This is a genomic window from Paraburkholderia sp. BR14312, from assembly GCF_040948675.1.
GTDB classification, from domain to species: Bacteria; Pseudomonadota; Gammaproteobacteria; order Burkholderiales; family Burkholderiaceae; genus Paraburkholderia; species Paraburkholderia nodosa_A.
In genome coordinates this window covers 564466-578444 of sequence record NZ_JBFPKI010000002.1, presented here as the reverse complement: position 1 = coordinate 578444, position 13979 = coordinate 564466, and the positions used below count along the sequence as shown (strand labels likewise).

At 67.2% G+C, this 13979-nt stretch carries 12 protein-coding genes; 9 read left to right on the top strand and 3 right to left on the bottom strand.

Going from position 1 to position 13979, the window contains the following annotated elements; genetic code table 11:
- The first annotated feature begins 10 nt into the window (after window positions 1-10).
- The 4 genes from AB3X98_RS08520 to AB3X98_RS08505 are packed head-to-tail and all read left to right on the top strand — an operon-like array spanning window position 11 to window position 3787.
- Entirely contained in the window at window positions 11-901 is an 891-nt protein-coding gene (locus AB3X98_RS08520; RefSeq protein WP_368605578.1) for a phosphoribosylaminoimidazolesuccinocarboxamide synthase, read from the top strand.
- A 26-nt stretch (window positions 902-927) separates the two neighbouring features.
- A complete protein-coding gene (gene purE / locus AB3X98_RS08515; RefSeq protein ID WP_028205944.1) occupies window positions 928-1446 on the top strand; it encodes a 5-(carboxyamino)imidazole ribonucleotide mutase in 519 nt (172 codons plus the stop codon).
- Window positions 1447-1502: 56 nt separating this feature from the next.
- The gene (locus AB3X98_RS08510; RefSeq protein WP_069262846.1) at window positions 1503-2720 is read left to right on the top strand and encodes a 5-(carboxyamino)imidazole ribonucleotide synthase; all 1218 of its coding nucleotides are present in this window, start codon (window positions 1503-1505) and stop codon (window positions 2718-2720) included.
- A 14-nt stretch (window positions 2721-2734) separates the two neighbouring features.
- Window positions 2735-3787 carry an L-threonylcarbamoyladenylate synthase gene (locus AB3X98_RS08505; protein WP_368610232.1) on the top strand — a complete coding sequence of 351 codons (1053 nt, stop codon included), beginning with the start codon at window positions 2735-2737 and terminating at the stop codon, window positions 3785-3787.
- Between the two features lie 97 nt (window positions 3788-3884).
- Here AB3X98_RS08505 and AB3X98_RS08500 read toward each other — a convergent pair whose 3' ends face one another.
- From AB3X98_RS08500 to dacB, 3 genes are all read right to left on the bottom strand, one after another.
- Window positions 3885-5279 carry an SGNH/GDSL hydrolase family protein gene (locus tag AB3X98_RS08500; protein ID WP_069262845.1) on the bottom strand — a complete coding sequence of 465 codons (1395 nt, stop codon included), beginning with the start codon at window positions 5277-5279 and terminating at the stop codon, window positions 3885-3887.
- A 181-nt stretch (window positions 5280-5460) separates the two neighbouring features.
- Complete coding sequence (locus AB3X98_RS08495) at window positions 5461-6435, bottom strand: sterol desaturase family protein (protein WP_368605579.1); 975 nt, start codon at window positions 6433-6435, stop codon at window positions 5461-5463.
- A gap of 355 nt (window positions 6436-6790) precedes the next feature.
- On the bottom strand, window positions 6791-8473 hold the full coding sequence (dacB, locus tag AB3X98_RS08490; protein ID WP_368605580.1) for a D-alanyl-D-alanine carboxypeptidase/D-alanyl-D-alanine-endopeptidase: 1683 nt from the start codon (window positions 8471-8473) through the stop codon (window positions 6791-6793).
- Window positions 8474-8903: 430 nt separating this feature from the next.
- Between dacB and AB3X98_RS08485 the strand changes: the two genes are divergently transcribed.
- The 5 genes from AB3X98_RS08485 to AB3X98_RS08465 all read left to right on the top strand — a co-directional run bounded on the left by AB3X98_RS08485 (window position 8904) and on the right by AB3X98_RS08465 (window position 13970).
- Window positions 8904-9566 carry a response regulator gene (locus AB3X98_RS08485; protein ID WP_368605581.1) on the top strand — a complete coding sequence of 221 codons (663 nt, stop codon included), beginning with the start codon at window positions 8904-8906 and terminating at the stop codon, window positions 9564-9566.
- Between the two features lie 67 nt (window positions 9567-9633).
- Window positions 9634-10935 carry an ATP-binding protein gene (locus AB3X98_RS08480; protein ID WP_069262843.1) on the top strand — a complete coding sequence of 434 codons (1302 nt, stop codon included), beginning with the start codon at window positions 9634-9636 and terminating at the stop codon, window positions 10933-10935.
- A 136-nt stretch (window positions 10936-11071) separates the two neighbouring features.
- Window positions 11072-12577: a DegQ family serine endoprotease gene (locus AB3X98_RS08475; RefSeq protein ID WP_069262842.1), complete on the top strand. Its 1506-nt coding sequence runs from the start codon at window positions 11072-11074 to the stop codon at window positions 12575-12577.
- A gap of 200 nt (window positions 12578-12777) precedes the next feature.
- Complete coding sequence (locus AB3X98_RS08470) at window positions 12778-13284, top strand: carboxypeptidase-like regulatory domain-containing protein (protein WP_256094552.1); 507 nt, start codon at window positions 12778-12780, stop codon at window positions 13282-13284.
- A 320-nt stretch (window positions 13285-13604) separates the two neighbouring features.
- A complete protein-coding gene (locus AB3X98_RS08465; RefSeq protein ID WP_069262841.1) occupies window positions 13605-13970 on the top strand; it encodes a DUF427 domain-containing protein in 366 nt (121 codons plus the stop codon).
- The last annotated feature ends 9 nt before the right edge of the window (window positions 13971-13979 follow it).

Genomic DNA, 13979 nt, shown 5'->3' with positions numbered 1-13979 from the left:
AATCACGACGATGTCTACCCTCTACGAATCCACGCTCCGCTCGCTGCCGCTTCTCGGCCGCGGCAAGGTCCGCGACAACTATGCCGTGGGCAATGACAAGCTGCTGATCGTCACCACCGACCGTCTGTCGGCGTTCGACGTCATCATGGGCGAGCCGATTCCGCGCAAGGGCGAGGTGCTCAACCAGATGGCCGACTTCTGGTTCGAAAAGCTCAAGCACGTCGTGCCGAACCACCTCACGGGCGTCGCGCCTGAAACGGTGGTGGCCGTCGACGAAGTCGAGCAGGTCAGGGGCCGCGCCGTCGTGGTGAAGCGCCTCGAGCCGATCCTCGTGGAAGCCGTGGTGCGCGGCTATCTGGCCGGCAGCGGCTGGAAGGACTATCAGGCAACGGGCGCCGTGTGCGGTGTCGAACTGCCGCCGGGCCTGCAGAATGCACAAAAGCTGCCCGAGCCGATCTTCACGCCGGCAGCCAAGGCCGAAATGGGCCACCACGACGAGAACATCACGTACGAAGAGATGGAGCGCCGCATCGGCACCGAGCTCTCGCGCACCATCAAGGATATTTCGATCAAGCTGTACAAGGAAGCCGCCGACTACGCGGCCACGCGCGGCATCATCATCGCCGACACGAAGTTCGAATTCGGTCTCGACAACCACGGCCAGCTGTATCTGATGGACGAGGCGCTCACCGCCGACTCGTCGCGCTTCTGGCCGGCCGACCAGTACCAGGTGGGCTCGAACCCGCCGTCGTTCGACAAGCAGTTCGTGCGCGACTGGCTCGAAACCCAGGACTGGAAGAAGGAGCCGCCGGCGCCGAAGCTGCCCGACGAAGTGATCGCCAAAACGTCGGCAAAGTATCAGGAGGCGCTCGAGCGTCTTACGGGTCAAAAGCTCGCGTGAGCGAGAAGAGGGAAAAAGGAAGCACAATGAGCGAAGTTCAGACGGCTCACCAGCATGCGGCGCCGCTCGTCGGCGTGTTGATGGGCTCCAGCTCCGACTGGGACACGATGAAGCACGCGGTCGCGATCCTGCAGGAGTTCGGCGTCGCGTACGAGGCCAAGGTGGTCTCGGCGCACCGCATGCCCGACGAGATGTTCGAGTACGCGGAAAAGGCGCGCGAGCGCGGCCTGCGCGCGATCATCGCTGGCGCGGGCGGCGCGGCGCACCTGCCGGGCATGCTGGCGGCCAAGACCACGGTGCCCGTGCTGGGCGTGCCGGCGGTCAGCAAGTATCTGAAGGGCGTGGATTCGCTCCACTCGATCGTGCAGATGCCCAAGGGCGTCCCGGTCGCGACCTTCGCCATCGGCGAGGCGGGCGCGGCCAATGCGGCGCTCTTCGCCGTCTCGATCCTGAGCGTGACCAACACCGAATACGCGAACAAGCTCGCGGCCTTCCGTGTGCGCCAGAACGAAGCGGCGCATGCCATGGTGCTGCCCCCGCTTTGATCGTCCCGCTTTGATCGTCCCCACGCGCCGCGGCCACCCCGCGGCCGACCACGAAGATGACTCCTGACAATTCACCGGTTTCACCGATCCTGCCCGGCGCCTGGCTGGGCATGGTGGGTGGCGGCCAGCTCGGCCGCATGTTCTGCTTTGCCGCCCAGGCGATGGGCTATCGCGTCGCCGTGCTCGATCCCGACGCGACGAGCCCCGCGGGCACCGTGGCCGACCGCCACATCTGCGCCGCGTACGACGACGAAGCGGCGCTCACCGAACTCGCGCGTCTGTGCGCGGCCATCTCGACCGAGTTCGAGAACGTGCCCGCGGCGAGCCTCGACACGCTCGCGAAGTCGACCTTCGTGAGCCCGGCTGGACGCTGCGTGGCGGTGGCGCAGGACCGCATCGCCGAGAAGCGCTTTATCGCGGCGGCCGGCGTGCCGGTCGCGCCGCACGTGGTGATCGAGTCGTCGCAGGCGCTCGCCGGCATCGACGACAAGACGCTCGCCGCCGTGCTGCCGGGCATTCTCAAGACCGCGCGCATGGGCTACGACGGCAAAGGCCAGATTCGTGTCTCCAACGCCGAAGAAGTGCGCGAGGCGCATGCGTCGCTCGGCGGCGTGCCGTGCGTGCTGGAAAAGCGCCTGCCGCTGAAGTTCGAGGTGAGCGCGCTGATCGCTCGCGGCACGAACGGCAAGGCCGTCGTTTATCCGCTCGCGCAGAACACGCACCGCAACGGCGTGCTCTCGCACACCATCGTGCCCGCGCCGGACGCAAGCCCGGCGCTCGTGCAGCAGGCCCAGCAGGCGGCGATCCAGATCGCGGCGAAGCTCGGCTATGTGGGCGTGCTGTGCGTGGAGTTCTTCATCCTCGAAGACGGCTCGCTCGTCGCCAACGAAATGGCGCCGCGCCCGCACAACTCGGGCCACTACACGACCGATGCGTGCGCCACGAGCCAGTTCGAGCAGCAGGTGCGCGCCATGACGGCCATGCCGCTCGGCGACACGCGCCAGCACTCGCCGGCCGTGATGCTGAACATTCTCGGCGACGTGTGGTTCCCCTGCGCCGTGGGCGAGGCGAAGCCCCAGAAGGGCGCCGCGCCCGTCACGCCGCCGTGGGACCAGGTGGCCGCGATGCCGGCCGCGCGCCTGCATCTGTACGGCAAGGAAGAAGCGCGTGCGGGCCGTAAGATGGGCCACGTGAACTTCACTGCGCCGACGCTCGACGAAGCGCGCACGGCCGCACGCGACTGCGCGCGCCTGCTGCACATCGCCACGAGCTGAGGTTGAGCCGCATCATGTCTGATCAGCAGAACGCGCCGCACGATGGCGCGCCGACTCTGACCGATGCCGACATCGAGCACGCCGCCGCGCTGCTCGACGCGGGCGAGCTGGTAGCGTTCCCGACCGAGACCGTCTATGGTCTGGGCGGCGATGCGGCGAGCCCCGAGGCAGTCGCGCGCATTTACGCGGCCAAAGGGCGGCCGGCGAACCATCCGGTGATCGTGCACTTGCCGCCGGGCGGCGACCCGCAGTACTGGGCAGCGGAGTGGCCCGAGGCGGCGCAAAAGCTCGTCGATGCATTCTGGCCCGGCCCGCTCACGCTGATCGTCAAACGCCACGAACGCATTCCCGATGCCGTGAGCGGCGGTCAGGACTCGGTGGGGCTGCGCTGCCCGTCGCATCCGGTCGCGCAGCAGCTGCTGGCGGCGTTCTCCGCGCGTCGCGGCGGTCATGGCGGCGTGGCGGCGCCGTCGGCGAACCGCTTCGGCCACGTGAGCCCGACCACGGCGCAGCACGTGCGCGACGAATTCGGCGCGGCGGTGCATGTGCTCGACGGCGGCGCATGCGACGTGGGCATCGAATCGACGATTCTCGATCTCTCCCGCGGGTTCCCCGCGTTGCTGCGGCCCGGCCACGTGACGCCGCACGACATCGCGCGCGTGCTGGGCGAGGCGCCGCGCTTGCCCGACGGCTCGGACGCCACGGCGCCGCGCGCCTCGGGTACGCTCAAGGCGCACTATGCGCCGCGCACGCCGCTCGCGCTGCTGCCGTTCGAGGCGCTGGAGCCGCTGCTGGCGGCAGCGCGCGATGCGGGCGAAACGGTGGCGCTCGTGGCGCGCGCCTCGCGCGCGGGCGATTGGGCGCAGGCCAAGGGCGTGCATTTCGTCGCCGCGCCGGAAGAGCCGCAGGAATATGCGCGTGAGCTGTATGGCTTGCTGCGCGCGCTCGATCGCGCGAATGTCTCGCGCATTCTCATCGAGAAGCTGCCGGAGACGATCGAGTGGATCGCGGTCAATGACCGGTTGGGGCGGGCGGCGGCGGCGTTCGAGGCGCAGCAGCAAGGCTGATCATCTTCTTGCGCGTTCAATGAAAAACACCCCACGAGCCTGACGGTTCGTGGGGTGTTTTTTCTTGCACCGGGAGGCCCGGTGCAAGCGACGCTTATCAGGGCGCCTTGCCGATGCCCGCAGCAGCCAGCTGCTTTTCGACGTACGTCGCGAACTGCGAGTGCAGCGCCGTGGTCGGGTGCACGAGATCCGCGAACATGTAGGTCGTCGGCGCGTTGGCCGTCGTCAGCGTTTGCGGCGAGCAGAACAGCGAGCTGCCGAAGTTCTGGCCGTAGGCCGCGGCGTACGCGTTGATGGTGGCTTGCGGCGTCGTGGCCGGGTCCAGCCCCAACGTAGCCTTCGGATTGGCGAGCGCGTAGTTGGTCGCGCTGTTCGTCATGGCCGTGAGGTTACAGGCCGTATCCGTGTTCGTCACGGTGAAGCCGAGGCTGGCCGCGTTCGCGATCGACTGATCGAGCCACGAGAACGTATCGACCAGCACGACCTTCTTCGCCTGCACGTCGGCTGCGGTCGCCTTGATCAGCGTCAGGTTGTACATCGCCGAAATGAGCGAGAGCGCCTGGTCGGCCGAGCTCGCGGAGCCGGGCGTTGCGCCGATGGCGGCATCAGCCTTCAGCGCCGCCGGCGTCTTGCCGATGTCGGGCACCGTGACGACCGCGATCTTCGGATTGCCGGGGACGATATCCGCATGGACGAGCGCGCCCAGCGTGCCCGCTGCTGTGAGGACCGGGGCGATCGAGGCGAAGCTGGAGGCGTAGTTCGGGTTCGTGACGATACCGAGCGCGATGGCGGCGGGCACCAAGGCTGTTGCCTGCGCTTGGGTGAAGCCCGACTGCATCAGGCTCGCAACCGTGCTCTGCTGCGTCGCGGGATCGTTGACGAGCGTCGAAAACGGAGTGGCCGCGAGCGCCGCGCCGAACAACGCCAGGCCCGTGGGGCTGCCGTTAGTGGGCACGTTCAGCAGATTCAGGATTTCATTCGCGCCGCCTTCCACGAGCACGAGCTGATTCGCATTGAAGCTGCCGTGCTGCGCCAGGTACTGCTGGAGCTGCCACGTGACCGGCTGCTCGCTCGCGGCGGAGATCACGGCGCTGGTATTCGCCACGCCGCCGCCCGTCACCAGCGCGCCGCCTTGCGCGTAGTCGAGCCCGCCCGTGGCCGTGAGCGGCAGACCGAAGCCGCCTTCGAAGGCGGGCGATAGCGTGTTGCCGAAGTACTCGGACACATGCTGCGCCCAGACCTCGCCCGGGTTGGTCGTGAAGCGGCCGCCGCCGAAGCCCGGCAGAATCTGCTCCGAATACGTGCCCGCGTCGGTCAGGCTCGTGCCGAACGCCACCACCTGCATGTTGACGCCCGAGGGCGGCGGCGTGCTCGCGTTGTTGTTCCCACTGCTGCCACCACCGCAGGCGGCGAGCAGCGCAAAGGCGGCGCTCGCGGCAGCGATCTGGGTGGCGCGCAACAGCTTACGGTGTCTCGGTCCTTGATGCTTCATATTCACTTCATCTCCTCTGTGTGTGGCCTTTGATGCCATGCCTGCCTACTCATGCAACGGGTGCTCGTGGCACGAGCAGCTGCCCCGTTGTCGATGTTTTTCTCGATCGCCGGCCTTGCATGCACCCCCTGTGTGCTGCTGTCCCAGGGTCAGGGCCAAGGCCGACAGACTACGCAATCTCTCAGCTATTGCGCGACCCGAACTCACCCTCGGTGTTGTTTTCCGGCACGCCGTAGCGCGTTCCCACGGGTGTCGCCGGCGCCGTCACGGATGCGAGGCCGAGCGCGTCGTGGCGCTCGCACCAATCGGGCGGTGCGAAGAGCGCGGCGAGGCGCGAACGCCAGTCGGGCATGCGCGCGAAGTCCCGCGCCATCGCGAGCCATTCGTGAAACGTCGCCTTGAGCGGATTGCATGACGCAAGCGGCTTGACGATGCCGTAATCGGGCGCGTCGTGTGCGTCTTCCTCGACATAGCTGCCGAACAGGCGGTCCCAGATCGCGAGCACGCCGGCGTAATTGCGGTCGATATAGCGTGCGTTACGCGCGTGATGGACGCGATGCATCGACGGCGTGTTGAATACGTATTCGAGCCAGCCGAGCTTGCCTACGGCCTGGGTATGCACGAAGAACTGAAACGCGAGATTGACGAGCACGATCGCGACGATCTGCTCCGGCGTGAAGCCGAGCATGGCGAGCGGAACCCAGAACAGCCACATGCCCGCCACGGGGTACATGAGGCTCTGGCGAAACGCCGTGGAAAGGTTCAGGCGCACCGACGAATGGTGGACGACGTGCGCGGCCCAGAGCCAGCGCACGCGATGGCTCGCGCGGTGAAACACGTAGTAGAGCAGGTCCTGCGCGATAAAGAGTGCGAACCATGCGACGAGCCCCGGCTGCCACGAAACGAGCCGGAAGTGCCGGTAGACGTAGGCATAGACGGGCACCGCGACGAGCCACGCAAGTTTGTCGGCGCCCTGGTGCATGAGCGCGAGCGCGGCGTTGCACAGCGTATCGGGCCAGGCGTAGCGGGCGCTGTCGGGGGTGGCGTTCGATGCAGTGCGCGGCCGCGTGTGGGAGAGATGCCACGCTTCCCAGCCGATGCAGGCGAGAAATACGGGGGCGAGGGCGAGCAGCAGCCATTGCGCATCGAACTGCACGAACGTCGTCCTCCTTGTCCCGTGGGCGGCGCTGGTGGACAGCGCGGCGGTTGTAGTCTCATGTCTTGTCGGCCGCGTTAGTGCGCGTTCTTACGGGCGCGCGGCTCGATTGGCGGGCGCGTATGACAGATTTTTATGACGCGCCTTCGGCCTTTGCCCGTCAGGGTACACGCCTCGCGCCCAGGACGGGCGGCGCTTTGCTAGAGGAAAGATTCGAGCCCGGCGCGCGGCGGCGCGCTCGGGTGAGGCGCACGGGGACAGGTCCGCGGCGCCCGCCGGGCGTGCACACAGCGTGCTCGCCGGGTGCAATCAGCGTGCTCCCGGCACGTGGTCAATGCGTGGTCAATGCGCGTGGTCAATGCGCGCCGCGTCGTCTGGCCGGAGTTTTGTGCGTGGCCTTCTCGGCCTTCGACGCTTTCGCCGCGCGCTTCGGATGCGGCTCGACATACACGGGTTTTTCTTCGGGCATGCCCTTGTAGACCCACTCGAGCAGCGCGTCGTGCGCGGCGCGTGCGGCCTCGGCGCGCGGATCGTTGATGAGGCTCACCACGATCCAGCTCTCGCCATTCTCGGCCGCCACGTAACCGGCGATCGCGCGCACGTCGCGCAGCGTGCCCGTCTTGATATGCGCGTTGCCTTCCACGCCTGCGTTGGTGAGGCGGTTGCGCATCGTGCCGTCCACGCCGACGATCGGCAGCGAGTCGATGAACACCTGCGCGACCGGGCTCGCGTTCGCGTTCTGCAGCAGGTTGGCGAGCGAGAGCGCGCTGACGTGCTCTTCGCGCGAGAGGCCGCAGCCGTTGTCGAGCACGAGTTCGGGCATGTTCAGGCCGCTGCGCCGCAGGTACGTATTGACGGCCGTGGCGGCCTTGGCCGTAGTCGCAGGCGCTTTGCCCTCGACGGCGCCGAGCGTGAGGAACAGGTTGCGCGCCATCACGTTGTTGCTGAACTTGTTGATGTCGTGCACGACGTCCGAGAGCGGCGGGCTCTGGTGCACGGCGAGCAGACGTGCGCGCGGCGGCACGACGCCTTCGCGCACCGCGCCAGGCGGCGTGGCGAAGAGGCTGCTGCCCGTTTGCTGCCAGAGGGCGAGCAAGCCGTCCGCGAAGAACGTGCTGTGGTCCACGGGCGCGGCCATGTTGAGCGTGCGCTCGCCGCAGCGCATGGCGTAGCTGCCCGCGAAGCTCGCGGTGACGACGCCGTTGCCGCCCGGCGAAACCTGCGGGCTCGGCAGCATGCCGCCGCACGCGCCGGCGCGCTCGCGGATCTGGTTGTCGATCTGCCACTGCGCAACGGGCGGCACCACATCGATCGACACCCCCTCGCGGGAGGGCGAGAACGTGAACGAGACCGACTTGAACGCGTACATCAGCGGATCGGGGCCGACGTTGTAGGGCGCGCTGTCGTCGCCGTCGAACGAGGGCAGGTCGCGCGTGGACGGATCGAACTCGCTCTTGTCGAGCACGAGTGCGCCGTCGATGCGCGCGACGCCCGCGGCGCGAATCTTCTGCACGAGGTCGATCAGCTCTTCGGGCACGAGCTTCGGGTCGCCGGTGCCCTTGATATAGAGGTTGCCGTGCAGCGTGCCGCTCGCATCGACTTCGCCGTCGGTATAGGCGCTCGTTTTCCAGCGATAGTCGGGACCGAGCATCGCGAGGCCGCTCCACGTCGTGACAAGTTTCATCGTCGAGGCGGGCATCATCGGCTGGCCGGCATTCACGGCGACGCTCGGCTGGCGGTCGCCGACCTTTTCGATCACCACGCTGACCGACGAGAGCGGCACGTGTGCGCGTTCGAGGCCTGCCATCACGGTGGGCGGCAGCACCGTGGTCACGTTGACCGTGGGAATGCGCGCGCCTTCGGGCTGCGCGTACGCGGCCGGCGCGGCGGCGAAGCCCGCGGCGAGCGCGGCGCAGGCGAGCGTGAGGGCGAGCGGTCGAGGCAGGCGCGCAGTGGCGGCGGTGCGATGCGTGCGGTCGGAGCGCGAGGCAGGCAGTCTGAGCAAAGAGCGTAGGCGGGACAGCGAAGCGGGCAGCATGAAAAGCGTTCGGGCGAGTGCAGGGGCGGTGCTTGGGCCGGGCGCGGCGCACGGAAAGAGGGGACTCACCGGTGCTGCGCGCGGGCGCGAAAATCAGGGCGGCGTGTGATTCTCGGTGCGCGCGCGATGCGCTCGCTTGAACGTACTGTACAAGCCTGCACGCGCGCATCGCGGCCGAATCACGAGTGGAGCGCCGCAAAAGCGCACATTGTAAAGACCTCGCGCCGCGTGCGCGCATTGCCGCAAGAAAACGTTGCACATTGCGTGGCGTGATTCAAACACTGCCCTTAATGTGCCCATGCCGCGCGCCATTGCCTCGCGACCGGCTGCGTGCCGCAGCGGCGCGGCGCCCTTGTTCAGGCGCTAGAATGCTCGCATCCTCATCCACTCACGCAGCGTGGCGCAGCAGCGCCGCCCGGCCAATATTACGATGCGCATACTGCTAGTCGAAGATGACCGCATGATCGCCGAAGGCGTGCGCAAGGCGCTGCGCGGCGAAGGCTTCGCGGTCGACTGGGTCGAAGACGGCGAAGCCGCCCTCTCGGCCGCGAGCGCGGATTCTTACGATCTCATGCTGCTCGATCTCGGATTGCCGCGGCGCGACGGTCTCGACGTGCTGCGCACGCTACGCGCGCGCGGCGCGGCACTGCCCGTGCTGATCCTCACGGCGCGCGACGCCGTGGCCGATCGCGTGAAGGGTCTCGACGCCGGTGCGGACGACTACCTCATCAAGCCCTTCGATCTCGATGAACTGGGCGCACGCATGCGAGCGCTGATCCGCCGCCAGGCGGGCCGCAGCGATTCGACCATCCGCCACGGCTCGATCACGCTCGATCCGGCTTCGCACCAGGTCACCCAGGACGGTTCGCCCGTCGCGCTCTCGGCGCGCGAATTCGCGCTGCTCGAAGCGCTGCTCGCGCGACCGGGCGCGGTGCTCTCGAAAACCCAGCTCGAAGAGAAGATGTACGGCTGGGGCGAGGAGATCGGCAGCAATACCGTCGAGGTCTATATTCACGCGCTGCGCAAGAAGCTCGGGGCCGACCTGATCCGCAACGTGCGCGGCCTCGGCTACATGATCTCCAAAGACGCATGAAGCAGGTAATCAAGTGCGTAAGCGCCAAAGCGCTAGCTCCGGATCGACAGGGAGACCCCGTTAGCCGATGAGTTCCATCCGACGACAACTGCTGTTCTGGCTGCTCGCGATCGTCGTCGCGGGCGTTGGGCTCGCGGGCTGGCTGATCTATCGCCAGGCGCTCGCCGAAGCCAACGAGCTGTTCGACTACCAGCTGCAGGAAATCGCCGAGGCGCTGCCCTCCGAGCCATTCAACGAGATCCTCAGTTCGCGCGATACGGGCGACGAAGGCATCGTGCTGCAGATCTGGAATCGCAACGGCGTGCTCATGTACTACTCGCATCCGCGCGCGCCGCTCGCGCCGCGCGCGGAACTCGGCTTTTCGACGGAGCGCACCGACCGCGGCGACTGGCGCGTGTACGGCGCGATCGTCGGCGACAACGTCGTGCAGCTCGCGCAGCCCGTTTCCGTGCGCAACCGTCTCGCCGCGAACGTCGCGTTGCGCACGCTCTGGCCGCTCATCGTGGTGCTGCCGTTTCTCGGCATCGCGGTCTGGATCATGGTGGGGCGTGGGCTCAGGCCGCTCTCGCGCGTCGCGCGCGCGCTCGACACGCGTCATCCCGAAGCGCTCGATCCGCTGCCCGAAGAGCGTCTGCCGCGCGAAGTCACGCCGCTCGTGCATGCGTTGAACGCGCTGCTCGAACGCCTCGCGCAAGCCATCGACACACAGAAGGCCTTCGTCGCCGACGCTGCACACGAGTTGCGCACGCCGCTGGCGGCCGTGCAGATCCAGGCGCAACTCGTTGCGCGCGCAAAGGATGACGAAACGCGTCGCGAAGCGCTCGTCGATCTGCAGGCGGGCGTGACGCGCGCCACGCGTCTTGCCGAGCAGCTGCTCGCCCTCGCGCGCTCCGAACCCGACGGTCACGCGCGCGCGCAGAACGTCGATCTGCATGCGCTGCTCGATGATTGCGTGCTCAACCATGCGCCGCTCGCGCAGCAGCGCGGCGTCGATCTCGGCATCGAGGAAAGCGCGGCGGCGAGCGTGCATGGCGATGCCGATGCATTGCGCGTGATGCTCAACAACCTGCTCGACAACGCGACCAAGTACACGCCCGCGGGCGGCCGCGTGGACGTGAGCCTCGCCGTCGTCGACGGGCGTGCGCACGTGCGCATCGCGGACAGCGGGCCGGGCATCCCGGAAGAGGAGCGCGCGCGCGTGTTCGATCGCTTTTATCGCGTGGGCGCAGGCGCGAATCGCGCGCGCACCGATATCGCCGGCACGGGACTCGGGCTCGCTATCGTGCGCCGAATCGCGGATCAGCACGACGCGACCATCACACTCGGCGATTCGCCCGCAGGCGGCCTGCTCGTGGACGTGCGGTTCTGACTCCGAATCGCCCGCAAATGCCCGCCGCGCGGGCGTTTGCGCGATTATTGCGATTTCCGCGTACTTAAGACTCCTTTAAGCGACACGGCTTACTCTTCGGTACGTCGTGATGAGTACCCCGCGCAAGGAGTCCGCAATGAATACAAAAGTGCTTTCCCGCAGTGCCGTGGCAGCCGCCGTGGTCGTCGCATTGTCGGCGGGCTATGTAGCAGGGCACCGTGATCTGCCTGCTCCGCAGGTCATTTCGCAGGCCCAGGCCGCGGCGATGATGCCCGCCGAAGCCGCAGCCAAGACTGGCATTCCCGACTTCTCGGGTCTCGTGGAAACCTACGGGCCCGCGGTGGTCAACATCAGCGCCAAGCACGTCGTGAAGCAGACGGCGCTGCGCAGCGGCGGCAGCGGCTCGCAGCAACTGCCGATCGATCCGAGCGATCCGTTCTACCAGTTCTTCAAGCACTTCTATGGCGGCGCGCCCGGCATGGGCGGCGGCGACAATGGTCCGCAGGCCGACCAGCCGAGCGCGAGCCTCGGCTCGGGCTTCATCGTCAGCCCGGACGGCTACATTCTCACGAACGCGCACGTCGTGGACGGCGCCAACGTCGTGACGGTGAAACTCACCGACAAGCGCGAATACAAGGCGAAGGTCGTGGGCGCGGACAAGCAGTCGGACGTCGCTGTGCTCAAGATCGACGCGAAGGATCTGCCGACCGTGAAGATCGGCGACCCGCGTCAAAGCAAGGTCGGCCAGTGGGTGGTGGCGATCGGCTCGCCGTACGGCTTCGACAACACGGTGACCTCGGGCATTATCAGCGCGAAGTCGCGCTCGCTGCCGGACGAAAACTACACGCCGTTCATCCAGACCGACGTGCCGGTCAACCCCGGCAATTCGGGTGGCCCGCTGTTTAATCTGCAGGGCGAAGTCATCGGCATCAACTCGATGATCTATTCGCAGACGGGCGGCTTCCAGGGCCTTTCGTTCGCAATCCCGATCAATGAGGCGATCAAGGTCAAGGACGAACTCGTCAAGACCGGCCACGTGAGCCGCGGACGTCTCGGCGTCGCGGTGCAGTCGATGAACCAGACGCTCGCCAACTCGTTCGGCATGGACAAGCCGCGCGGCGCGCTGGTGAGCTCGGTGGACGCGAGCGGTCCGGCCGCGAAGGCGGGTTTGAAGCCCGGCGACGTGATCCTGTCCGTGAACGGCCAGGCCGTGGATGATTCGTCCGCTTTGCCGTCGCTCATCGCGGGCATGAAGCCGGGCACGAAGGCCGATGTTCAGGTGTGGCGTGACAAGAGCACGAAGGACCTCACCGCAACCATCGGCGCGCTGGGCGACGCCAAGGTGGCTTCGAACGACGCTCCGCAGGCGCAGATGCAGGGTCGCCTCGGCGTCGCGGTGCGCCCGCTCACGCCGCAAGAGAAGAGCAACGGCTCGCTCGATCACGGTCTGCTCGTCGAGCAGTCGGGTGGCGCGGCCGAAAATGCGGGTGTCCAGCCCGGCGACGTGATTCTCGCCGTGAATGGCCGCCCGGTGACGAGCGCCGATCAGCTCAAGCAAATGGTTTCCAAGGCTGGCAACAGCATTGCGCTCCTGATCCAGCGAGACGACGCACAGATTTTCGTGCCCGTCGATCTCGGCTGATCCCTGCTGTCGCGAATCCGGCTCCGTGCGCCGGATTCGCGGCGAGAGCAGGTTTCATTACGTTGTACTTGCGCTGCCCCCGTTGGCCTTTGGCCTCGGCGGCGGCGATTTTTTTTGGGGCGCACAAAACCTTTTACGCGCGCTGCCCGGGCACGCGTCTTGCGCGAGCATTACATCGGACAAACTGAAAGGAGCGATCGATGAAGCGTTTCCGCAACTCGCGCCCCATCCATACGACCGCTTACGCGACGATTCTCGCGGCCACGCTTGCTCTCGGCTACGCGGGCGGCGCGGCGGCGCAGCAGGCCGATGCCTCGGGCACCGTCGGCGGCACGACCACCGACAACACGAGCGCCGGCAACACGAATGGCGGCGGCATGCCGCAAGTCCAGCAGCAGGGCGACGTGTCGTTCGTTTCTGGCGGCGTGGGTCTGGACGAATCCAGGGCGCTGCTCGGCGCGGAACACCAGTGGCCGCTTGCGTTGCGCTTTACCCAGCGCAGCGGTGAGTACGTCGCGGACGTGCACGTGCAGATCACCGACTCGCACGGCGCGAGCGTGCTGGATACCACTTCGCGCGGGCCCTATATGCTCGTGAGGGTGCGTCCTGGCCGCTACAGCGTGCATGTGAGCCATGCGGGCGTCGACAAGACGAGCGCCGTGACGGTGGGCTCGAACGGCAGCGCGCGGGCGGCGTTCATCTGGTAAGCCGCGTGGCCGGGCCGGCCGTGTTGGGGCGCTCCCGCACGCGTGCCGCGCATAAGATTCACGCAGCCAGGACGAGTTTGGCCGATAATGAAGCCGATGGGAGGCTGCGATCGCTCAGGCGTTTCGCGAGCGGGTTGGCGCGTTGCCGTCGGTCGCCGTCGATTGCGTGACCGGTACGGCGGCAGGCGACTGGCGAGCGGCCATCCCGTGGGACTGCACGGCACGCGCCTTCCTGGCGGCGTGCCACGCGAACCGGTGCGGCCTGCCGCCCGGTGAGCGCAGGGCGCCGCAGGCGCCGCCAACCAACAGGGGAACCGAACATGGCGGTCGAACCGGATGCGGACCATCGCATCGAACTCGTTGCGAACCGTCACCGCGTGCGCGTGATTCATGGCGGCATCACCATTGCCGATACGCTGCACGCCGTCACCCTTTGCGAAACCGGCTACCCCGACGTCTTCTACTTTCCGCGCGCAGACGTGAACATGGCACGACTCGAACGCTCCGGACAGACCTCGCATTGCCCGTTCAAGGGCGAGGCGACGTATTTCCATTTGCGTACCGAAGACGGGCGCGTCGACGACGCGGCCTGGAGCTACGAAGCGCCGCTCGATGACGCAAGCGGCATCAAGGGGTATCTGGCTTTCTACGCGACTCGCGTGGACCGGATCGACCAGACCTCCTGAAATGGCCCG

Excerpts from the sequence above, each read along its gene's own strand:
- AB3X98_RS08475 (WP_069262842.1), top strand. The coding sequence starts at position 11,072 with ATGAATACAAAAGTGCTTTCCCGCAGTGCCGTGGCAGCCGCCGTGGTC.
- AB3X98_RS08505 (WP_368610232.1), top strand. The coding sequence starts at position 2,735 with ATGTCTGATCAGCAGAACGCGCCGCACGATGGCGCGCCGACTCTGACC.
- AB3X98_RS08520 (WP_368605578.1), top strand. The coding sequence starts at position 11 with ATGTCTACCCTCTACGAATCCACGCTCCGCTCGCTGCCGCTTCTCGGC.
- AB3X98_RS08465 (WP_069262841.1), top strand. The coding sequence starts at position 13,605 with ATGGCGGTCGAACCGGATGCGGACCATCGCATCGAACTCGTTGCGAAC.
- dacB (WP_368605580.1), bottom strand. The coding sequence starts at position 8,473 with ATGCTGCCCGCTTCGCTGTCCCGCCTACGCTCTTTGCTCAGACTGCCT.
- AB3X98_RS08480 (WP_069262843.1), top strand. The coding sequence starts at position 9,634 with ATGAGTTCCATCCGACGACAACTGCTGTTCTGGCTGCTCGCGATCGTC.
- AB3X98_RS08510 (WP_069262846.1), top strand. The coding sequence starts at position 1,503 with ATGACTCCTGACAATTCACCGGTTTCACCGATCCTGCCCGGCGCCTGG.
- purE (WP_028205944.1), top strand. The coding sequence starts at position 928 with ATGAGCGAAGTTCAGACGGCTCACCAGCATGCGGCGCCGCTCGTCGGC.
- AB3X98_RS08500 (WP_069262845.1), bottom strand. The coding sequence starts at position 5,279 with ATGAAGCATCAAGGACCGAGACACCGTAAGCTGTTGCGCGCCACCCAG.
- AB3X98_RS08470 (WP_256094552.1), top strand. The coding sequence starts at position 12,778 with ATGAAGCGTTTCCGCAACTCGCGCCCCATCCATACGACCGCTTACGCG.
- AB3X98_RS08485 (WP_368605581.1), top strand. The coding sequence starts at position 8,904 with ATGCGCATACTGCTAGTCGAAGATGACCGCATGATCGCCGAAGGCGTG.